Genomic DNA, 21048 nt, shown 5'->3' on the forward strand with positions numbered 1-21048 from the left:
GGCCACCGTGCGGGAGCGGCTCGCCTCGCCCAGGGCCCTCGTCGTGACCTGCGTCGCGCTCTTCCTCGTCCTTCTCGTCTCCGTCGTCGTCGCCATCGGGCTCGGCGCCGCCTTCGTGACGCCCGCCGAGACCGCCCGCTATCTGTGGGCGGCGCTCACCGGTGGGCGGATCGGCGCCGACGAGACGACGACGTACCAGATCATCTGGCAGATCCGGACGCCGCGCGTGCTGCTCGCCGCGCTGGTGGGGGCCGGGCTGAGCGCGGTCGGCGTCGCCATCCAGGCGATGGTGCGCAACGCGCTCGCCGACCCGTTCGTCCTCGGCGTCTCCTCGGGGGCGTCGGTGGGCGCGGTCGGCGTGACGGTCACCGGCGGGCTCGCCGCCCTCGGCGTCTACGCCGTGTCGGCGGGGGCGTTCATCGGCGCGCTCGTCGCCTCGTTCCTCGTGTACGTCGCCTCGTCGAGCCGGGGTGTGCTCTCGCCGCTGCGGCTCGTCCTGACGGGCGTCGCCATGTCGCTGGGCTTCCAGGCCGTCATGAGCGTGATCATCTACTTCGCGCCGGACAGCGAGGCGACCAGCATGGTCCTGTACTGGACCATGGGCAGCTTCGGCGCGGCCAGTTGGGGGTCGCTGCCCGTCGCCGCCGCGGTCGTCCTGCTCGGCCTCGCCGTGCTCCACCGCCACGGCCGGGCCCTGGACGTCCTCGCGCTCGGCGACGAGACCGCGGCGAGCCTCGGCTTCAACCCCGACCGGCACCGCAGGTCCCTGCTCGTGCTCGTCTCGCTGATCACCGGCGTGATGGTCGCGGTGAGCGGCGCCATCAGCTTCGTGGGGCTCGTCATGCCGCACCTGGTGCGCATGGTGGTCGGCGCCGGGCACGCCCGGGTCCTCGCCGTCGCCCCGCTCGTCGGCGCGGTCTTCATGGTCTGGGTCGATCTGCTGTCCCGCACGGTGGTCGCGCCGCGCGAACTGCCGCTGGGTGTCATCACCGCACTCGTCGGGGTGCCGGTGTTCATCGCGCTGATGCGCCGCAAGGGCTATGTGTTCGGGGGCCGTTGAGATGGACTTGCGAATCGAGGGGCTCGGCGTCGACATCGACGGCAAGAGCCTCGTACGGGAGCTGTCGCTCGACGTGGGCAGCGGCGAGGTCGTCGGCCTCGTCGGTCCGAACGGCAGCGGCAAGTCGACCGCGCTGCGCTGCGTCTACCGCGCGCTGCGCCCGGCCGCCGGCACCGTCCGCGTCGGCGGCGACGACATCTCACGTCTGCCGATGCGCCGGAGCGCGCAGCTCGTCGCCGCCATGACGCAGGACGGCGCCGTCGACCTCGACTTCACCGTCGAGGAGGTCGTCGCGCTCGGCCGGGCGCCCCACCAGCGGGGCAACCAGGCGCTCAGCGGACGCGAACGGGAGCTGTGCGAGTGGGCCATGGAGCGGCTCGACATCCGTCACCTCGCCCAGCGGGGCGTCCTCACCCTGTCCGGCGGGGAGCGCCAGCGCGTCCTGCTCGCCCGCGCCCTCGTCCAGGAACCGAAGATCCTGGTGCTCGACGAGCCGACCAACCACCTCGACGTACGCCACCAGATCGAGATGCTCTCCCATCTGCGGGCCGCCGGGCTCACGGTCCTCGTCGTCCTGCACGACCTGAACCTCGCGGCCGCCGCCTGCGACCGGATCGGTGTGCTCTCCCAGGGGCGCCTGGTGGCTTCGGGGACCCCCGAGGACGTACTCACCGAAGGGCTCGTGGCCGATGTGTTCGGTGTGAAGGCGACCGTCGTCCCGCATCCGCTCACCGGCGATCCCCAGCTGCTCTACGCGCTGCACCCCTCCCTCTGACCCTGTCCCTCCGCCCTGCCGGAACACCTCTGAAAGGCACCACATCCCCATGTCCCACACCCGGTCCATCGCCCTGGGGTCCGCGCTCGCGGCCACGCTGCTGCTGAGCGGCTGCGGCGCCGAGGTCGAATCGGACGGCGACGCGAAGGCGTCCGAGAAGGTCACCGTCAAGAGATGCGGCGAGTCCGTCTCCTACAAGGTGCCCCAGCGCGCGGTCGCCTACGAGGGCGGCAGCGCCGACAAGCTGTTCAGCCTCGGCCTGACCGAGCACGTCCACGGGTACGTGATGCCGCCCGCCAACCCGCCGGTGAGCGAGTCCCCCTGGGCGTCGGAGTACGCCGAGGTGAAGATGCTCAGCGACGACCTGCTCAACAAGGAGATCGTCGTCCAGGCGAAGTCCGACTTCGTCGTCGCGGGCTGGAACTCCGGCTTCAGCGACCAGCGCGGCATCACCCCGAAGATCCTCGACAAGCTCGGCGTCCAGAGCTTCATGCACACGGAGAGCTGCTTCAACTACCCCGGTTTCCCGCAGAAGGTGACGCCGTTCAACGCCCTCTACAGCGATCTGGAGCGGCTCGGGAAGATCTTCCGCGTCGAGAAGAAGGCCGATCAGGTCGTCGGGGACCTGAAGAAGCGGGTGGCGGCGGTGAAGGGGAAGGCGCCCAAGGGTGATCCCGTGCCGGTCTTCCTCTACGACTCCGGGACCGACCAGCCCTTCACGGCGGGCAGCCAGGTCCCGCCGAACGACATCATCAAGACCGCGGGCGGCAGGAACGTCTTCGACGGGCTCGACGAGCGCTGGACCCAGGTCAACTGGGAGGCCGTCACCAAGGCCGAGCCCGAGGTCGTCATCATCTTCGACTACGGCGACCAGCCCGCGAAGAAGAAGATCGAGTTCCTGAAGAAGTCCCCTCACACCAAGGAGCTGCCCGCGGTGAAGAAGAACAACTTCTTCGTCCTCGACTACAACGAGGGCATCAGCGGGCCGCGCAACATCGACGGCCTGGAGAAGTTCGGGAAGTACCTGCGGGAGCTGAAGCGCTGACCATCGCCGCCGCTGGCCATCGCCGTTTCCGTGCGGCTCAACCCGCGAAGGCCGTGCCCGGCAGCCCGCGGCCCGCGTCCGGCAGCACGAGCACCGACCCCGCCAGCGGATGCGGACGCTCCTGGCCGACGGCGGCCGTGGTGATGTAGAGGTCGCGCAGGCCCGGGCCGCCGAAGACGCAGGCGGTGGGGCGGGGCACCGGGAGGTCGACGGTCAGGTCGAGCCGTCCGTCGGGGGTGTACCGGCGGACGGCTCCGCCGTTCCAGAGGGCGACCCAGACGCAGCCGTCCGCGTCGACGGTGAGCCCGTCGGGGTCGCCCGCACCGTCCTCGACCACCGCGAACGGGCGCCGGTGGTGTGCGCGGCGTCCGTCGAAGTCGAGGACGTCGACGCGCCGCGTGGGGCTGTCCACGTAGTACATGAGCCGCCCGTCGGGGCTCCAGCCCGTGCCGTTGCTGACGGCCACGTCGCCGAGCGGTCCCGACTGTCCGGTGACGGTGCCGTCGGCGGCGACGCGGGTGAGGCCGCCGCCGCCCGGTGCCTCGTCGTAGCGCATGGTGCCCGCCCAGAGGGCGCCGTCGGGCGCGACGGCCGCGTCGTTGCCGCGCCGGCCGGGCACGGGATCGCGCACCAGCCACGAGAAGGGCGTACCGCCGGGGCCGTACAGGCCGATGCCGTCGCGGAGGTTGACGACCAGGCCGCCGTCCGCGCGGGGCTTCGCCGCGCCGACGTGCTGTTCGGTGGCCATGACCGTGCGGCGGCCGTCGCCGGGAGCGTACGTATGGACGCGCGAGGCGAGGATGTCGACCCAGACGAGGCGCTCGGTGGCCGCGTCCCAGGTGGGGCCCTCGCCGAGCAGCGCCTGCTCGCGCACCGCCACTTCGTACGCGGCCCTCATCGCGCGCCGCCCCGGTGGCCGAGGCGGACCGACAGGTCTCCGGCGCCCTTGGCGGCCAGCTCGGCCAGCTCGCTCTCGCGCTCCTCGCTCCAGCGGATCATCGGCACGGAGATGGAGAGCGCCGCGACGACCCGGCCCGCGCTGTCCCGCACCGGCGCGGCCACGCAGCTGACATCCGGGTTGGACTCGCGGTGCTCGACCGCGACGCCCCGCTCGCGGACCGCGGTGAGCGCGGTGAGCAGCTCGTCCGGGTCGGTGATGCTGTCGGGCGTCATCGCGGCGAACTCACGGCCGTTCAGACGGGCTTCGAGTTCCGGCTGCGGCAGCGAGGCGAGCAGCATCTTGCCGACCGACGTGCAGTGCGCCGGGAGCCGGCGGCCCGCCGCGGAGACCATGCGCACGGCGTGGGTGGAGTCCACCTTGGCGATGTAGATGACGTCGGTGTCCTCAAGGATGGCGACGTGGACGGTCTCGTCGCAGGTCTCGGCGACCTCGCGCGCCACCTGCTGCCCTTCGGCCGCGAGGTCCAGCTGCTCGGCGTAGCGGCTGCCGAGCTGGTAGGTGCGCACGCCGAGGCGGTAGCGGCCCGGCTGGTCGGGGATCTGTACGAGGTACGAACGGGCCGCCAGGGTGGTGAGCAGCTCGTGCACGGTGGTGCGCGGCAGCTGGAGCCTGCGCGTCACCTCGGGCGCGGAGAACGTCCCGTCCCCTTCCAGGAAGAGTTCGAGTATGTCCAGCGACCTGGTCACCGCGGGAACCAGTCGTCCCATGAGGCCTCCCACCCTGCGCGTCCGAAACCTCGGCCGCTGATCGATATGACGAACACAGGTTAGGCATGGCGCCGTTCGCGACGCAATGGCAGGACGACTCAAGACCGTTTCGCGCGAACCATTGACACCTTCCGGCCAGGATGAATAACGTCACGCCAGCATTTCGAACGTGTGACGAAATACCGAACAAGTCAAGGGACAACTGCCTTGCGCATCACGGGAATCAGCACGCATGTGGTCGGAACGCCCTGGCGTAACCTCACCTACGTCCAGGTGCACACCGACGAGGGCCTGACCGGCATCGGTGAGACGCGCATGCTCGGGCACACCGACGCGCTCATCGGCTATCTCCGCGAGGCGGAGGCCAATCACATCGCGGGGTCCGATCCGTTCGCGGTCGAGGACCTCGTCCGCAGGATGAAGTACGGCGACTACGGCCGCGCCGGCGAGATCGTGATGTCGGGCATCGCGGTCATCGAGATGGCCTGCTGGGACATCAAGGGCAAGGCCCTCGGCGTCCCCGTCTGGCAGCTGCTCGGCGGCAAGGTCACCGACCGCGTCAAGGCGTACGCGAACGGCTGGTACACCACCGAGCGCACCCCGGAGGCGTACCACAAGGCGGCCCAGGGCGTCATGGAGCGCGGCTACCGCGCCCTGAAGATCGACCCGTTCGGGACCGGCCACTACGAACTCGACCACGAGCAGAGCCTGTACGCGGTGTCGTTGATCGAGGCCGTACGGGACGCCATCGGGCCCGACGCCGAGCTGATGCTGGAGATGCACGGCCGGTTCTCGCCCGCCACGGCGATCCGCCTCGCCCGCGACCTCGCGCCGTTCCGGCCCGCCTGGCTGGAGGAGCCGGTCCCGCCGGAGAACCTCAAGGCCCTGGAGAAGGTCGCCGCGAAGGTCGACATGCCGGTGGCGACCGGTGAGCGCATCCACGACCGGATCGAGTTCCGGGAGCTGTTCGAGAGCCAGGCCGTGGACATCATCCAGCCCGACGTCGGCCACATCGGCGGCATCTGGGAGACCCGCAAGCTCGCCGCCACCGCCGAGACGCACTACATGCTGGTCGCCCCGCACAACGTCGGCGGCCCGGTGCTGACCGCCGCCTCGCTCCAGGTCGGCTTCACCGCCCCGAACTTCAAGATCCTGGAGCACTTCAACGACTTCGCGGACGCCGACATCAAGAAGGTCATCAAGGGCGCCCCGCAGGTCGACCCGGAGACGGGCTGCTTCGAGCTGTCGCACGAGCCGGGCCTCGGCGTGGAGCTCGACACCGACGCCGCCGCCGAGTTCCCCCAGCAGCAGGCCCGGTTCGACCTGTGGGCCGACGGCTGGGAGAAGCGCTCGCCGGGCGGGGCCGGGAGTTGAGCAGCCGCGCGATCGTCGTCGACCGGCCGGGCGAGCACCGGCTGGTCACCGGCGACATCCCGGTGCCGGGGCCCGGCGAGGTCCTCATCCAGGTGGCCGCCGCGGGGATCTGCATGAGCGACCGGGAGGTGTACGACGGTCATCGCGACGCCGCGTACGTCCGCTACCCCGTGACGCCGGGCCACGAGTGGTCCGGGACCGTGGCGGCGGTCGGCGAGGGCGTCGACCCCGCGCTCGTCGGCCGCAGGACCGTCGCCGAGGGGTTCCGGGCGTGCGGTGTCTGCGAACGGTGCCGGTGCGGGGAGACCAGCCTGTGCACCGGCGGCTACGCCGAGACCGGGTTCACCGAGCCGGGGGCCTTCGCCGACCATCTGACGGTGCCCGCCCGCCTGTTGCACCTCTTGGCGGACGACGCGGATCTGCGGGCCGCCGCGCTGCTGGAGCCGTCCGCGGTGATCGCGGCGGCGGTGCGGACCGGCCGCCCCCGGCCCGGTGAACGGGTCGCGGTGGTCGGCGCGGGCACCCTCGGGCTGCTCGCGGTGCAGTTGCTGGCCGCGTCGAACCCCGCGGAGCTGGCCGTCGTCGACCCCCGCGCGGCGCGCGGGCAGCTGGCGCTGGACTTCGGGGCGACCGCGGCCCTCTCCCCCGCCGACGCGGAGTCCGTCAACGGTTCCTTCGACCTGGTCGTGGAGACGGCGGGCGCGGCGACCACCGCCGCCTCGTCCTGTCTGCTCGCCCGCAGGGGCGGGCGGGCCGTGCTCACCGGCATGTTCACGGCGGGGGCCGTCGGCATCGATCCGGTGCATCTGTCCCTCAGCCAGCTGGAGGTGCGCTCCGTCTTCGGGGCGCCGTCCTCCGCGTGGTCGGACGCCGTGCGGGCGTTCGGGCTCGGGCTTCTCGATCCGGCGCCGCTGATCACTCATGAGTTCTCGCTGGAGTGCTTCGGGGAGGCGGTCGCCCTGGTCGGCGGGGGTGACCCGAAGACGGGGAAGGTGCTTCTGCGGCCTTGAGTGCCTGCCCCTTATGGGGCACTTTCCCTCACCTGCCTCAATTGCCGAACTCCGTTCGGCATATCGAACATTGGAGTACCGTGACCGCCCCGTCAGCCCCCCGGCGCCCCGGCGCCGACGCCCTCGCCCGCATCGGGCATCCCGTGCCCACCGTCGATCCGGCCGACGCCTCCCCGCACACGTTCCCCGACGGCGGCACCTGGCGCACCGAGATCCCCTCCGTCGAGGGGCCCGAGGCCCTCGCCGTGGTCCTGAAGGAGAGCGCCCGCCTGGACGTGCCCGTCCACCGCATCAGTCAGGGCAGCGGCGTGTGGATGCTCGGTGATGACGAGATCACCGAGATGGTGGACTCGTGCGCCGAGCGCGACATCGAGCTCTGTCTGTTCACCGGGCCGCGCGGCACCTGGGACATCGGCGGCTCCACCCGCACCGACTCCGGAGGCGCCGGTCTGCGCGCCCGCGGCCACGACGCGCTCGCGGGCTGCGTGGAGGACGCCGTACGCGCCACGGAACTCGGCGTGAAGTGCCTGCTCGTCGCCGACGAGGGCGTGCTGTGGACGCTGCACAGGCTCCGCGCCACCGGGGTGCTCCCCGCCGACACCACCTTCAAGCTGTCCGCCCTGACAGGGCCGGTCAACCCGGCCTCGTACGCGGTGTACGAGCGTCTCGGCGCCGACTCCCTCAATGTGCCGTCCGATCTGACCACCGCCCACCTCACGGAGATCCGCCGGGTCAGCCGGGCACCCATGGACATGTACGTCGAGGCACCCGACGACCTCGGCGGCTACATCCGCATGTACGAGGTCGCCGAGCTGATCCGGCGCGGCGCCCCGCTGTATGTGAAGTTCGGCCTTTCCAAGGCCACCGGCATCTACCCCTACGGCGCCCACGTGCGCGACCATGCCCTCGCCACGGCCCGGGAACGGGTCAGGCGTGGCCGCCTCGCCCTGGATCTGCTGGCCCGGCACGGCGCGGACGGCGGCATGTCGCCGCTCGGTTCGCGGCTGCCGGGCGAGCTGCGCCGCTTCGCCGTCCCGGAAGGGGACTGACCCATGCGCACCCGCACTCTCGGCATCGCCGTCACCGCCGCGCTGCTCGCCGTCTCGCTGTCCGCCTGCGGTCAGGAGGCCAAGGGTGGCAGCCGCTACAAACCGGATTCCGGCAAGGGCGGCACGATCGGCCTCGCCATGCCGACCAAGTCGTCCGAGCGGTGGATAGCCGACGGCAAGAACATGGCGACGCAGTTCAAGAAGGCCGGTTACCGGACCGACCTGCAGTACGGCGACGACAAGGTGGAGAACCAGGTCGCCCAGATCGAGAACATGATCACGAAGGGGCACCGGCTGCTCGTGGTGGCCGCGATCAACGGCTCCGCGCTCACGGATGTGCTGAAGCGGGCGCATGACGCGGGCATCCCCGTGATCTCGTACGACCGCCTCATCCTCGGCACGAAGAACATCAACTACTACGCGTCGTTCGACAACGAACGCGTGGGGCGTCTCCAGGGCCAGTACGTGATCGACAAGTTGAAGCTCGGCAAGCCCGACAAGAACGCCGGGGAGGCGCGGTCCATCGAGCTGTTCGCCGGTGACCCGGACGACAACAACACGAAGTACTTCTGGAACGGCGCCATGAAGGTGCTGAAGCCGTACTTCGACAGCGGTCAGCTGGTGGTGCGCAGCAAGCAGACGAGGCTGAACCAGGCGACGACGCTGAAGTGGGACGGCGGTACGGCGCAGAAGCGCATGGACGACCTGATCAGCAAGAGTTACGGCGACCAGCGTGTCGACGCGGTGCTCTCCCCGTACGACGGCATTTCCATCGGCATCATCTCCGCGCTGAAGAGCGCGGGTTACGGGACGAAGAGCGAGCCGCTGCCGGTCATCACCGGGCAGGACGCCGAGCTGGCGTCGGTGAAGTCGATCATCCGGGGTGAGCAGACGCAGACGGTCTTCAAGGACACGCGGAAGCTGGCCGCGCAGACGGTGAAGATGGGCGACGCGGTCCTGACGGGCAAGAAGGTCCAGGTCAACAACACGACGGACTACAACAACGGTGAGAAGACCGTGCCGTCCTTCCTCCTGAAGCCGGTGAGCGTCGACAAGTCCAATACCGAACTCCTCGTGGACGAGGGGTACTTCACGGCGGGGAAGCTCAAGTGAGCGCGCCCATTCTGGAGATGCGCGGGATCACCAAGACGTTCCCCGGCGTCAAGGCGCTCTCCGGTGTTGATCTGACCGTGCGGCGGGGGGAGATCCACGCGATCTGCGGTGAGAACGGCGCCGGCAAGTCGACGCTGATGAAGGTGCTCAGCGGCGTGTACCCGCACGGCGGTTACGACGGCGAGATCCTCTTCGAGGGCGAGCCGATGGCCTTCAAGGACATCCGGGCCAGCGAGCGCCACGGCATTGTGATCATCCATCAGGAGCTGGCGCTCGTCCCGTACTTGTCGATCGCCGAGAACATTTTCCTCGGCAACGAGCAGGCGAAGCGCGGCTTCATCGACTGGAACGACACCCTGCGCAGGGCGAGCGCCCTGCTCAAGAGGGTGGGGCTGCGGGAGAAGCCGCAGACACCGGTGTCGGACATCGGTGTCGGCAAGCAGCAGCTGGTGGAGATCGCGAAGGCGCTGTCGAAGGAGGTGAAGCTGCTGATCCTCGACGAGCCGACGGCCGCGCTCAACGACGACGACAGCGCGAAGCTGCTCGACCTGATCGTGGAGCTGCGTGAGCAGGGCATCGCGAGCATCATCATCTCGCACAAGCTCAACGAGATCCGGCAGATCACCGACGCCGTGACGATCCTGCGCGACGGGCGGACCATCGAGTCGCTCGCGGTGCGCGAGACGCCCGCGCACGACGCGGAGCTGTCGGAGGACCGGATCATCCGGGGCATGGTCGGCCGCGACCTCGATCACCGCTTCCCGGACCGTACGCCGTACGAGGGCGCGGACGCGGGCGAGTTGGCGCTGTCGGTGGCGGGCTGGACGGTGCGGCATCCGGTCGACCATCAGCGGACGGTCGTCGACGACGTGTCGTTGACGGTGCGGCGCGGTGAGATCGTCGGCATCGCGGGTCTGATGGGCGCGGGCCGTACCGAGCTGGCGATGTCCGTTTTCGGGCGTTCGTACGGGCAGTACGTCGCGGGGACGGTGGCGGTGAACGGCCGCCCGGTGGTCACCAAGACGGTTCCGGCGGCGGTCGACGCCGGAATCGCGTACGTCACCGAGGACCGCAAGCGCTACGGCCTGAACCTCATCGACAACATCAACCGCAACATCTCCCTGGCGTCGCTGCCGGGCATGCGGCGGCGCGGTGTCGTCGACGAGCACCACGAGCGCCAGGTCTCCGAGCGGTACCGCAAGTCGATGAACATCAAGACGCCCACGGTGTTCGAGCAGGTGGGCCGGCTCTCCGGCGGCAACCAGCAGAAGGTCGTCCTGAGCAAGTGGATCCACGCCGACCCCGAGGTGCTGATCCTCGACGAGCCGACGCGCGGCATCGACGTGGGCGCCAAGTACGAGATCTACACCGTGATCGACAAGCTCGCGGCGCAGGGCAAGGCGGTCCTGTTCATCTCCTCCGAGCTGCCGGAGCTGCTCGGGATGTGCGACCGGATCTACACGATGGCCGAGGGCCGCCTGACCGGTGAGGTCACGCGCGCGGAGGCCACCCAGGAAGTGCTGATGCGCCATATGACCAAGACCAGAAGCAAGAGCTGAGGGCCGCCATGACCACCACGACCACTCCCCCGCGGGACTCGTCCTCCGCGCCGCCGCCCGCCGTGCGGTCGGCCGGTGCGCTGCTTATCGACAGCATGCGCTCCAACATGCGCCAGTACGGCATGCTGATCGCACTGGCCTTCATCGTCGTCCTGTTCCAGATCTGGACCGACGGCACGCTGCTGCTGCCGAACAACGTCTCCAACCTGATCCAGCAGAACGGCTACATCCTCATTCTGGCCATCGGCATGATGATCGTCATCATCGCGGGCCACATCGACCTGTCCGTCGGCTCCCTGGTGGCGTTCGTCGGCGCCATGTCGGCGGTGATGATGGTCAAACACGACATGCCGTGGGTGCTCGCCCTGGTCCTGTCGCTGCTGATCGGCGCGGTCGCGGGTGCCTGGCAGGGCTTCTTCATCGCGTACGTCGGTATCCCGTCGTTCATCGTGACGCTGGCCGGCATGCTGCTCTTCCGCGGTCTGACGCAGATCGTCCTGGAGGGCCAGTCGCTGGCGCCCTTCCCCGACGGTTTCCAGAACATCGCCAAGGGTTTCATCCCGGAGATGGGCCCGTACACGCAGTACCACAACCCCACGCTGCTCATCGGTCTGGCCACGGTCGCCTTCCTGCTGATCCGCGAATGGCGGGACCGCAAGCGGCAGTCGGCGTTCGAGCTGGAGGTCCTGCCGACCGGTCTGTGGGTGGCCAAGTGTGTGGCGATGACGGCGGCCGTGGTGGCGTTCACGCTGACGCTGGCCAGCTTCCACGGTGTGCCGGTCGTCATGCTGATCATGTGCGGGCTGCTCATCGGCCTCGGTTACGTGATGCGCAACGCCGTCGTGGGCCGTCACGTGTACGCGCTCGGCGGCAACAAGGCCGCCGCGATGCTCTCCGGCGTCAAGGACAAGCGCGTCACGTTCCTGGTCTTCGTCAACATGGGTGTCCTCGCGGCGCTCGCGGGCTGCGTGTACGCGGCCCGACTCAACGCGGGCACGCCGCAGGCCGGTCTCAACTTCGAGCTGGAGGCGATCGCGGCCTCGTTCATCGGTGGCGCGTCGATGAGCGGCGGTGTCGGCACGGTGATGGGCGCGGTGATCGGCGGCCTGGTGCTCGGTGTCCTCAACAACGGTATGTCACTGGTCGGCATCGGCACGGATTACCAGCAGGTCATCAAGGGTCTGGTGCTGCTGGCGGCGGTCGGCTTCGACGTATGGAACAAGCGCAAGGTCGGCCGATAACCCTCCCCTGTTCCCACCTCTCACCTCTGGAGCCGCACATGGAAACGAGCAGACGCACTGTCCTGGCCACCGCGGCCGCGGCCGGTCTCACCGCCGCCGTCGCCGGCACCTCGTACGCATCGGAAGGCGGAAAGCCAGTGCAGCCAGTGCAGTCCACACCGTCCGCACGCTTGTTGGCGAAGCCCACGAAGGAACTGTTCGGCAAGCTCGCCGACGGCACGAAGGTCCACCGCTGGTCGCTGGCGAACGGCGGCACGCGGCTGAAGGTCCTCTCCTACGGCGGCATCGTGCAGTCCCTGGAACTGCCCGACCGGCACGGCACGTACCGCAATGTCTCCCTCGGCTACGACTCGATCGAGGCGTACGCCGCGGGCACCACGTTCTTCGGCGCGCTGATCGGCCGCTACGGCAACCGGATCGCCCGCGGCCGCTTCACCCTGGACGGCACGGCGCACCAGCTGTCCGTCAACGACGGGGAGAACAGCCTGCACGGCGGCGCCAAGGGCTTCAACACGCGGGTGTGGGACGTGGAGCCGTTCACCGACTCGACCGGGATCGGACTGGTGCTGCGGTATGTGAGCGCCGACGGCGAGATGGGCTATCCGGGGACGCTGCGCGTAAAGGTGACGTACACGCTGACCGCGCGCGGCGACTGGCGGATCGACTACGCGGCGCGGACGGACAAGGCGACCGTCGTGAACCTCACCAACCACACGTACTACAACCTCGCGGGCGAGGGCAGCGGCGGCATCTACGACCACGAACTGACCCTCGCCGCAAGCCGGTTCACCCCGACCGACGCCGGTCTGATCCCCACGGGCGAGCTGGCGAAGGTGGCCGGTACGCCCTTCGACTTCCGGCGGGCGAAGACGGTCGGCGAGGACATCCGCGCCGCGCACCCCCAGCTGGTGACCGCCAAGGGGTACGACCACAACTGGGTGCTCGACAAGGGCGGCACGGACCGTGCCGAGCACTTCGCGACGCTGCGGGACCCGGAGTCGGGCCGCATGATGAAGATCGCGACGACCGAGCCGGGTGTGCAGTTCTACTCCGGGAACTTCCTGGACGGCACCCTGACCGGCCCCTCCGGCCGCATCTACCGCCAGGGCGACGGCCTCTGCCTGGAGACCCAGCACTTCCCCGACTCCCCGAACCAGCCGTCGTTCCCCTCGACGGTGCTGCGCCCCGGCGAGACGTACCGGTCGAGCACGGTACACACCTTCTCGGCGCGCTGAGCGGGGGAGATCCCACGCCGTGCACCGAGTGGAACGTACGTCAACCGGTCAACCACATGGCAGCCACCCCTACTTACGGGCCGCGGACGGAAGGGGTGAGGACTGACGTGACCGAGCAGGATCGGCTGCGGCTCCTCCACGCGATGGGACGCGAGGGGTGAGCCGTAGCCGGTCCTGTCTCACCGGGCCGGTCGCTCAGTCCGCGACGGGGACGCCGAAGTCCGGGGTTCCGTCCGTCTTCCAGCCCAGGCGCTGGACGCGCGTGTGGCGGTTCGGGTCGTGCAGGGGGTCGCCGACGATGTCCTTGTACTGGCGGGCGTGGTAGACGAGGACGTCGGTGCGGCCGTCCTCGGCGACGGTGAAGGAGTTGTGGCCGGGGCCGTACTGCTTGGTCCTGTCGTTGCTGGTGAAGACCGGTCGGGGCGACTTGGTCCAGGACCCGGGGTCCATCAGGTCACTGCCCGCTCGGGCGGTGAGCAGCCCCATGCAGTAGTTGGCGTCGGTGGCGCTCGCGGAGTACGTCATGAAGACGCGGCCGTTGCGCTGGAGGAACGAGGCACCCTCGTTCACCTTGAAGCCGACGCACTCCCAGTCGTACTCGGGTGTAGTGAGCCGCACTTGAGGTCCCGTCAGCGTCCAGGGATCGGCCATCCTGGAGAGGAAGACGGCGGTGTTGTTGTCCATGCCGGGCTCGTGCTGCGCCCAGGACAGATAGCGGGAGCCTTCGTACGTGAAGGTGGTGGCGTCGAGCGAGAACGTGTCCCAGGCCGTCGCGATCTGCCCCTTCTCCACCCACTCCCCCTTGAACGGGTCGCGGTGGGCGTTCTCCAGGACCCACATGCGGATCTTCCACACGTCGTCGGCGGGCGCCGAGGCGAAGTAGATGTACCACTTGCCGTCGATGTGGTGGATCTCCGGTGCCCAGATGTGCGCGGCCATGTCGCCGCTGGTGTGCCGCCGCCAGACGACGGCTTCCTCGGCGGTGGCGATGCCGCGCAGGGTGCGGGAGCGGCGCAGGATGATGCGGTCGTACTCGGGGGCGGTGGCGGTGAAGTAGTAGCGGCCGTCGCGGTGGCGGTGGATGTGCGGGTCGGCGCGGTTGGGAACGAGGGGGTTGGAGAGCCGGGCGGCCTTGGCGGCGTGCGGCGCGGCGGCCGGGTCGGCGGCGTGGGCACTGCCCTGCGCCGCGCCCAGGGCGCCCGCCGCGGCGGCGCTCACGGCCAGTGAGCCTTTCAACAGCAGTCTGCGGGTCGGGAGTTCGCCGCCGTTGTGGTTCATGTGTTCTGCCTTTCCTGGGCCAGGGGATGGGTTCGATATACCGAACAACATCTGCTATACCGAACGCCGAAACGGTAAGGGCGGGATACGAGGAGGTCAACGGTTCGGGACGGACTTCCGCGGTGACCGCACGCTCGGCCCCTGATATGAGCGCTCCCGCAACTCCGCGCTCGCTACCGGCGCGGCACCGCCGCCAGTCCCACCAGTGGCACCGCCGCCAGCACCAGCCACGGCAGCGCCCCGCCGCGCTCCACAAGTGCCCCCACCGGCGCGCCGCCCGCCAGTACCACCGCGCCGGAGAGCGAGGACAGTGCGCCGGTGAAGAAGCCGAGCCTGCGGTCCTCGACCAGGTCGGGCAGCCAGGCGCGGGCGGCCGGGACCACCAGCATCTGGCCCGCGGTGAGCAGCACCACGAACGCCAGCGCCGGAGCGATGCCGCCCACCGGAAGCAGCGCCCCCGCCGCCGCGAAGGCCGCCGCGATCAGCGCGAGGCCGCCGCGCAGCGCGGCCGGGTGGGACATGTGCGCCGACACCAGGCGGGACAGCGGCAGTTGGGCCGCCACGACCAGGACGGACGACAGGGCGAAGAGCCAGCCGAGGGCGGCCTGGGAACCGAGGGAGCGGTCCAGTTCGGCGGGCAGGGCGAGGTAGAGCTGGTTGTACGCGAGGAGGTACGTGCTGTACGCGAGGCAGAGGGCGAGGAAGGCCCGGTTGCGCGCCAACCGCCGTACGCCGTCCCGGAGCGAGGGATGCGAAGGGGTGGCCGCCCCGGCCCGCGTGTCCGGCATCAGGCGCCAGTGCGCCGCGAGGATGACGGCGAACACCCCGGCCCCGGCGAGGCAGGCCGCCCGGAAGCCGCCCGCCAGGAGCGCCGCGCCGAGCACGGGTCCGAGCAGCGCGCCGGCCTGGCCGCCGGCGGAGAAGAGGCCGAGCACGCGGGTGCGTTCGACGCCGGTCGCCTCTTCGTGGCGTACCGCCTGGCGGGCGATCTCGGTCTCCACGGCGGGCGAGAAGAGCGCCGCCGCGAACCCGACGAGCAGCACGGCGCAGATTACCGACCAGGTGGCGTCGGCGTAGGCGAGCCAGCCGAACCCGGCGACCCGTAGCGCGCACCCGGCGAGGACGACGGGCCGCGGCCCGTAGCGGTCCGTGAGCGCCCCGCCGACGACGAAGAGCCCCTGCTGGCTGAAGGTGCGCAGGCCGAGGACGAGCCCCACCAGCCAGCCCGCGAGGCCGAGCGCGCCGCTGAGGTGGTCGGCGAGGTACGGCAGGACCGCGAAGAAGCCGATGTTGAAGGCGCACTGGGTGACCATGAGGAGCTTGGGGAGGGCGGGCAGCGTGCGCAGGAGGCGGGCACGGGACCGCGGGCGTGGGCGCGGGGTGCGTTCGGAGGGGGCGGCAGACATGGGGTGGGGAGGGCTCAGACTGTCGGGCGGCGGGTGGCAGGGAGGAGTTCTCGGGTGTACGGGTGTTGGGGCGCGGTGAAGAGTCGGTGCGTCGGGGCGGTCTCCACGAGGCGGCCGCCGGGGGCCATGACCGCGACGCGGTGGGCGACGTGCCGTACGAGGGGCAGGTCGTGGCAGATGAAGAGGTAGGCGAGGCCGAGCCGGTCCTGGAGGTCGGTGAGGAGGTTGATGATGCCGGAGCGTAGGGAGGGGTCGAGCGCGGAGACCGGTTCGTCGAGGACGAGGAGCCGGGGGCCGAGGGCGAGCGCGCGGGCGATCCCGGCGCGCTGGCACTGCCCGCCGGAGAGCTGGTGCGGCAGCCGGTCCGCGTAGGCGGGGTCGAGCCCGACGAGCTCCATCAGCTCTGCGGCCCGCCCGGCGACCGGTCTGCGGTGCACGCGCAGCGGCTCGGTGATGGTGTCGCCGATGGGTGTGCGTGGGGAGAGCGAGCTGTAAGGGTCCTGGAAGACGGGCTGGAACCGGGTCCGCAGTGCCCTCAGCCGACGCGCGGACAGCCCACTCACCTCCTCCCCGTCGAAGCGCACGCTGCTGCCCCGCTCCGGGCGCAGCAGCCCGAGGACGGCCAGGGCGGTGGACGACTTGCCGGCGCCCGACTCGCCGATGAGCGCGAGGGTCTCGCCCGCGTCGACGTGGAAGGAGACGCGGTCGACGACGGTGCGGTCACCGTGCTTGACGACGAGATCGGTGACGTCGAGCAGGGGGCTCACGAGCGGGCCTCTCCGAGGAAGAGCGCGGTGGCGGGCACGGGCAGTTCGGACGACCGATGGCAGGCGACGGCCCGCCCGCGCCCGATAAGCGGGGGTTCCACTTCCCGGCACAGGGCGTCGGCGAGTGGACATCGGGGCGCGAAGGCACACCCCGCCGAAAGCGCGAGCGGCGAGGGAGGGGCCCCACCGATGCCGGGAAGCCGCCGCACGGCCCCGTCCCACCCTTGCGGCGACGACGCCACCAGACCCGCCGTGTAGGGCGATCGCGGGTTGCCGAAGACGTCCTGGGCGGGGCCCGCTTCGGTCACGCGGCCCGCGTACAGCACCACCGCCCGGTCCGCGTGGGCCGTGGCGAGGTCCAGGTCGTGGGTGATGAGGAGCAGCGCGGCGCCCGTCGCCCCGCGGGCTCCGGTCAGGGCGTCGAGGACCTGCTCCCGTATCCGGGGGTCGAGGGCGGTGGTGGGTTCGTCGGCGACGATCAGGCGGGGGCCGTTGATCAGGGCCATGGCGATCACGGCGCGCTGCCGCATGCCGCCGGAGAACTCGTGCGGCAGCGCGCGGGCGCGTCGCGCGGCGTCCGCGATGCCGACGCCGTCCAGCGCCGCGACCGCCCGCCGCCGGGCCTCGGCGCGGGAGACGCGGGCCACGGAGCGTACGGCGGCGGCGAGTTGGTCGCCGACCGGGTGGACGGGGCTCAGCACGGCGAGGGCGTCCTGCGGGACGTACGCGACACGCCGCCCCCACAACCGCCGGTACACGCCGGGCCCGGCACCGGCGATCTCCTCCCCGTCGAGACGTACGCTGCCCGAGATGCGGGCACCGTACGGCGGCATCCCGAGAACCGCCCTGGCCGTCAGCGACTTGCCCGCCCCCGACTCACCGACGAGCGCGGTCACCTCACCGGGAGCGACATCGAAGGAGACACCGCGCACGGCGGACACCGCGTCCAGGGTCACGCGCAGGTCCCGGACGGAGAGCACGGGTGGCGTGGGCGAGGTGGACGGCACGGGCAGCACCGGCGACACGGACGGTACGTGGGACATGGAGGACTGCATCAACTTGTCACCCCCGCAGGCCCCATGGGGGCGCGGACCGGCACCCGACGGCCCGCGGCGCGAGGCCGCACCCCAGCCAGCGTCACCGCGAGCGCCGCGAGGAGCGCGAGTGCCGCTGCCGGTGCGAGGGCGGCGAGCGGGGCCCTCTCCACGTACAGTCGCGACTCGTCCAGCAGGAGTCCCCACTCGGGAAACGGCGGCTGTGCGCCGAGGCCGAGGAAGCCGAGCGCGGCGAGGGCGAGGGCGATGCCCGGGAGCCGTAGGACCGCGTGGCGGGCGACGGGGCCCGCCACCGCGGGCAGTACGTGCCGCGTGAGGATGTACCCGGGCCCCGCCCCGACCGCGCGTACCGCCGCCAAGTGGGTGCTCGCCCGCACCTCTTGGACCAGCGCGGCGGCGTGCGCGGCGAGCGGTGGCCAGGAGATGAGCGCCACCGCGAGGGACGCGCCGAAGGTGCTCGGGCCGGTGAGGGCGGCGACGAGTACACCGGCGATGACGGGCGGCAGCGCGTTGGCGATGTCGGCGAGACCGGCCCCCGCGTTCGGCAGGAAGCCGATCGTGAGGGCGAGGAGGAAGGAGACGGCGCACACGCCGAGCGCCACGCCGACCGTGTTCGCGGCGCCATGGCCGAGCCGGGCCAGTACGTCACGCCCGAGCCCGTCCGTGCCCAGCGGATGCGCCGGGGACGGACCGGCCAGGCGCAGGGCGGTGTCGACGGTGTAGGGGTCGCGCAGCAGACCCGCCCCGATGACCAGCGCGAGCGCCGCGCCCAGCGTGGCGGGCACCCACGCCCGTACGCGGCCCGGCGGCGGCGCGGGCAGCGTCAGCGCCCCGCCCTTGAGCGCCGCGCCGAACAGGCGCCGCCGCACCAGGGCCGCGCAGCCGCCCGCCGTCAGGGCGAGCAGCAGCAGCGCGAGGACCGAGCCCTGGAGCAGCGGCAGATCCTGGGACTTGGCGGCGCCCAGCGCGGTGCGGCCGAGCCCGGGCACGGCGAAGACGGTCTCGACGGCGACCGCGCCGCCGGTGAGGCCGACCACGACCAGGCCGATCTGCGGTACGAGCGCGGGCAGGGCGCGCCGCAGGGCCGCGGCGACGACTCGCGCCCGGCCGACCCCGGAGGCCCGCCACACATCGGTCCAGCGTTCGCGGAACACGGCGGGCAGCGCGTCGCCCACGAGCCGGCCGAGTAGCCCGCCCGCGGGTACGCCCATGGCGAGGGCGGGCAGCACCAGGTGCTCGGGGCCCTGCCAGCCGGAGACGGGCAGCAGCCCGCACCACACGCCGAGCACGATCAGCAGGACGGTGGCGAGGAGGAATTCCGGTACGGCCGCGAGCATCGCCCCGCCCGCGCCGCCCCCGCCCCGCAGGGTGCCGCGGGCGCCGCGCACCAGGGCCGGCGCACACAGCGCGCACGCGACGGCCGCGGCCACCGCGAGGGAGGCGGCCATGAGCGTGAGCGAGACACCGAGCCCGGACAGGACCGAGGGCAGCACGGCGGCGCCGGAGACCCAGGACGCGCCGAGGTCACCGTGGGCGAGGTCGCCCGCCCAGCCGCCGAGCAGCGCGAGCGGCCCGGCGTCCAGACCGAGGTCGCGGCGGACGGCGGCCAACGCCTCGGCGGTCGGCTCCTGTTCGGCCGACCTGGCCCGCAGCACGCTGAGCGCCGGGTCCTTCCCAGAGAGCCAGGGCAGCAGGCCCACGGTAGCCACGACGGCGAGGAGCGCGACGAGCCGCGCGAGGGCGGCCCTGAGCGGCGGCGGCATCAGGGCCTTCCTGTGGCGCACGGTTCTCGGCCCTGCAACTGCTCGACGTACGTACCGCACGGTCACTCGAAGTATGTACCGCACGGCTACTTGACGTACGTATCGGCGGTGATCAGCTCCCGCTCGCGCGGATCCTTGGCCGAGTCCACGACGTTCGTGGCGTCACCCTGGATGACCCGCTCGTGGAGCATCGGGATCGCCGCGTCGGTGTTCAGGACGGCCGTCTCCGCGTCGAGCACCGCGGCCCGGCGGGCGTCGCCCGACGCGGTCTCCTCGGCCTTGCGGACGGCCTTGTCCACGCCCGCGTCGGCGAGCTGGGAGAGGTTGAAGGAGCCGTCGCCCGCGAAGTCGCTGTGCAGATACGCGGCCGGGTCACCGGAGTCGATGACGGTGGCGCGGGAGAGGATGAACGCGTCGAACCTGCCCGCGAGCGCGTCCGCCTCGATGTTGGCGTACTCGCGCACCTCCAGCTTCACCTTGAACCCCGCGTCCTTCAGCTGCTGCTGAAGCGTGGCGGCCACCTCGGGCAGCTCGGCGCGGTCGGTGAAGGTGCCGATGGTGACGGTGGAGCCGGACGGCTCGGCGGCCTTCGCGGCATCGGTGCGTCCCTCACGGCGGTCGGCCCAGGGCAGGGCGGGCCCGAGCAGTCCTTCCGCCACGTCGGCGCGTCCTTCGTAGACGCCCTTGACGAGGGCCTCGGCGTCGATGGCCTCGCGGGCGGCGGCCCGCTGCCCGGGGTCCTTGAAGACACCCTTCCCGGTGTTCAGGTACAGGGTGTTGGTGCGGGGCATCGGCACCTCGGTGATCTGGTTCTCATCGAGGAGCGATGCCTGTGAGACGGGGATCGCCTCGACGATGTCGGCGTCGCCGCCGCGCAGGGCCGCGGCGCGCGCGGCGCCGTCCGGGACGAAGGTGACGTCGATCCCGGCGGCCTTGACGGGTCCGCCCCAGTACTTGTCGTTGCGGTCGAGGGTGGCCGACGAGGTGCCGTCGGCCTCCTTCAGGACGAAGGCCCCGGTGCCGGTGCCCACCGGGTCGACGGTCTTGCCCCGGTAAGCCTTGGCGGCCAGCACGGAGAGCTGCGGCGAGGAGAGGCGCTGCGGCACGAGGGGGTCGGGCTCACCGGTGGTGACGGTGACGGTCTTCCCCTCGGCCACGGCCTTGAAGTCGACGCCGTCGAGGATGCGCGGCTTGGGCGCCGCGCCGGCCGCCTCCGTCAGGGAACGCTCGACGGCCTCGGCGGTGAGCGGCGTCCCGTCGTGGAACTTCACGCCGTCGCGGATGGTGAACGCCCAGGTCCGTTCGCCGGTGCGCTTCCACCGCGTGGCCAGGGCGGGCCGTGCGTCGCCCTCCTTGTCCAGGGTGACGAGGGTTTCCGCGGTGGACCAGCGCGACAGTTTGAAGGCGTCGTCGCTGAGCGGGGAGAGCCCGGAGCGGGGCGGGTTCATCATCGCCAGGCGTATCCGCTCGCCGTCCGACGCCTTGCCGGTACCGGACGGGCCTGCGGCGAAGCAGCCGCTGAGCGTGAACGTGAGCGCGCAGGCGAGGGCGGACGCGAGGGTGGCGGGGGGCACGGACTTACGGAGGCGCACGGTGCTTCTTCCGGGGGCGGGGTGGGTGAGGACGGGCTGGTGGGGGCGAGGCGGGCAA

18 protein-coding genes are annotated in these 21048 nt (G+C 71.3%); 10 read left to right on the plus strand and 8 right to left on the minus strand.

The window, feature by feature from the left end; all coding sequences use genetic code 11:
- Positions 1–7: 7 nt before the first annotated feature.
- Genes ACWDVB_RS05405 through ACWDVB_RS05415 form a run of 3 tightly spaced genes read left to right on the plus strand, consistent with a single transcriptional unit; the run spans position 8 to position 2880 of the window.
- Positions 8–1060, plus strand: coding sequence for a FecCD family ABC transporter permease (locus ACWDVB_RS05405; RefSeq protein WP_451514278.1), 1053 nt, complete (start codon positions 8–10; stop codon positions 1058–1060).
- A gap of 1 nt (position 1061) precedes the next feature.
- The gene (locus ACWDVB_RS05410; RefSeq protein ID WP_451514197.1) at positions 1062–1835 is read left to right on the plus strand and encodes an ABC transporter ATP-binding protein; all 774 of its coding nucleotides are present in this window, start codon (positions 1062–1064) and stop codon (positions 1833–1835) included.
- Positions 1836–1884: 49 nt separating this feature from the next.
- Positions 1885–2880, plus strand: coding sequence for an ABC transporter substrate-binding protein (locus ACWDVB_RS05415; protein WP_451514196.1), 996 nt, complete (start codon positions 1885–1887; stop codon positions 2878–2880).
- Between the two features lie 37 nt (positions 2881–2917).
- Here the strand turns inward: ACWDVB_RS05415 and ACWDVB_RS05420 are convergent, their stop codons facing one another.
- Entirely contained in the window at positions 2918–3778 is an 861-nt protein-coding gene (locus ACWDVB_RS05420; RefSeq protein ID WP_451514195.1) for an SMP-30/gluconolactonase/LRE family protein, read from the minus strand.
- On the minus strand, positions 3775–4548 hold the full coding sequence (locus ACWDVB_RS05425; RefSeq protein WP_451514194.1) for an IclR family transcriptional regulator: 774 nt from the start codon (positions 4546–4548) through the stop codon (positions 3775–3777). The genes ACWDVB_RS05420 and ACWDVB_RS05425 overlap by 4 nt, the downstream gene beginning before the upstream one ends.
- 207 nt (positions 4549–4755) lie before the next feature.
- Between ACWDVB_RS05425 and ACWDVB_RS05430 the strand changes: the two genes are divergently transcribed.
- The 7 genes from ACWDVB_RS05430 to ACWDVB_RS05460 all read left to right on the plus strand — a co-directional run bounded on the left by ACWDVB_RS05430 (position 4756) and on the right by ACWDVB_RS05460 (position 13129).
- The gene (locus tag ACWDVB_RS05430; RefSeq protein WP_451514193.1) at positions 4756–5922 is read left to right on the plus strand and encodes a mandelate racemase/muconate lactonizing enzyme family protein; all 1167 of its coding nucleotides are present in this window, start codon (positions 4756–4758) and stop codon (positions 5920–5922) included.
- Positions 5919–6932, plus strand: coding sequence for a zinc-dependent alcohol dehydrogenase (locus ACWDVB_RS05435; protein ID WP_451514192.1), 1014 nt, complete (start codon positions 5919–5921; stop codon positions 6930–6932). Before ACWDVB_RS05430 ends, ACWDVB_RS05435 begins: the two co-directional genes overlap by 4 nt.
- An 80-nt stretch (positions 6933–7012) precedes the next feature.
- Positions 7013–7981 (plus strand): hypothetical protein, encoded by a 969-nt coding sequence (locus ACWDVB_RS05440; RefSeq protein ID WP_451514191.1) that lies wholly within the window; start codon positions 7013–7015, stop codon positions 7979–7981.
- A 3-nt stretch (positions 7982–7984) separates the two neighbouring features.
- The gene (gene chvE / locus ACWDVB_RS05445) at positions 7985–9094 is read left to right on the plus strand and encodes a multiple monosaccharide ABC transporter substrate-binding protein (protein WP_451514190.1); all 1110 of its coding nucleotides are present in this window, start codon (positions 7985–7987) and stop codon (positions 9092–9094) included.
- A complete protein-coding gene (gene mmsA, locus ACWDVB_RS05450) occupies positions 9091–10653 on the plus strand; it encodes a multiple monosaccharide ABC transporter ATP-binding protein (RefSeq protein ID WP_451514189.1) in 1563 nt (520 codons plus the stop codon). Before chvE ends, mmsA begins: the two co-directional genes overlap by 4 nt.
- Before the next feature lie 8 nt (positions 10654–10661).
- Positions 10662–11894 carry a multiple monosaccharide ABC transporter permease gene (gene mmsB / locus ACWDVB_RS05455; protein WP_451514188.1) on the plus strand — a complete coding sequence of 411 codons (1233 nt, stop codon included), beginning with the start codon at positions 10662–10664 and terminating at the stop codon, positions 11892–11894.
- 38 nt (positions 11895–11932) lie between these two features.
- Entirely contained in the window at positions 11933–13129 is a 1197-nt protein-coding gene (locus ACWDVB_RS05460) for an aldose epimerase family protein (protein WP_451514187.1), read from the plus strand.
- A 195-nt stretch (positions 13130–13324) separates the two neighbouring features.
- On the opposite strand, the gene ACWDVB_RS05465 is transcribed toward ACWDVB_RS05460, so the two are convergent.
- The 6 genes from ACWDVB_RS05465 to ACWDVB_RS05490 form a co-directional block, all read right to left on the minus strand.
- Entirely contained in the window at positions 13325–14407 is a 1083-nt protein-coding gene (locus ACWDVB_RS05465) for a glycoside hydrolase family 43 protein (RefSeq protein ID WP_451514186.1), read from the minus strand.
- Positions 14408–14580: 173 nt separating this feature from the next.
- Positions 14581–15813 carry an MDR family MFS transporter gene (locus ACWDVB_RS05470; RefSeq protein ID WP_451514185.1) on the minus strand — a complete coding sequence of 411 codons (1233 nt, stop codon included), beginning with the start codon at positions 15811–15813 and terminating at the stop codon, positions 14581–14583.
- A 14-nt stretch (positions 15814–15827) separates the two neighbouring features.
- A complete protein-coding gene (locus ACWDVB_RS05475) occupies positions 15828–16580 on the minus strand; it encodes an ATP-binding cassette domain-containing protein (protein ID WP_451514184.1) in 753 nt (250 codons plus the stop codon).
- Positions 16577–17623 carry an ABC transporter ATP-binding protein gene (locus tag ACWDVB_RS05480; protein WP_451514183.1) on the minus strand — a complete coding sequence of 349 codons (1047 nt, stop codon included), beginning with the start codon at positions 17621–17623 and terminating at the stop codon, positions 16577–16579. The genes ACWDVB_RS05475 and ACWDVB_RS05480 overlap by 4 nt, the downstream gene beginning before the upstream one ends.
- A gap of 11 nt (positions 17624–17634) precedes the next feature.
- Positions 17635–19398, minus strand: coding sequence for an ABC transporter permease subunit (locus ACWDVB_RS05485; RefSeq protein ID WP_451514182.1), 1764 nt, complete (start codon positions 19396–19398; stop codon positions 17635–17637).
- Between the two features lie 86 nt (positions 19399–19484).
- Positions 19485–20990, minus strand: coding sequence for an ABC transporter substrate-binding protein (locus ACWDVB_RS05490; RefSeq protein WP_451514181.1), 1506 nt, complete (start codon positions 20988–20990; stop codon positions 19485–19487).
- Positions 20991–21048 lie beyond the last annotated feature (58 nt).

Source organism: Streptomyces sp. NPDC003379 (genome assembly GCF_053589195.1).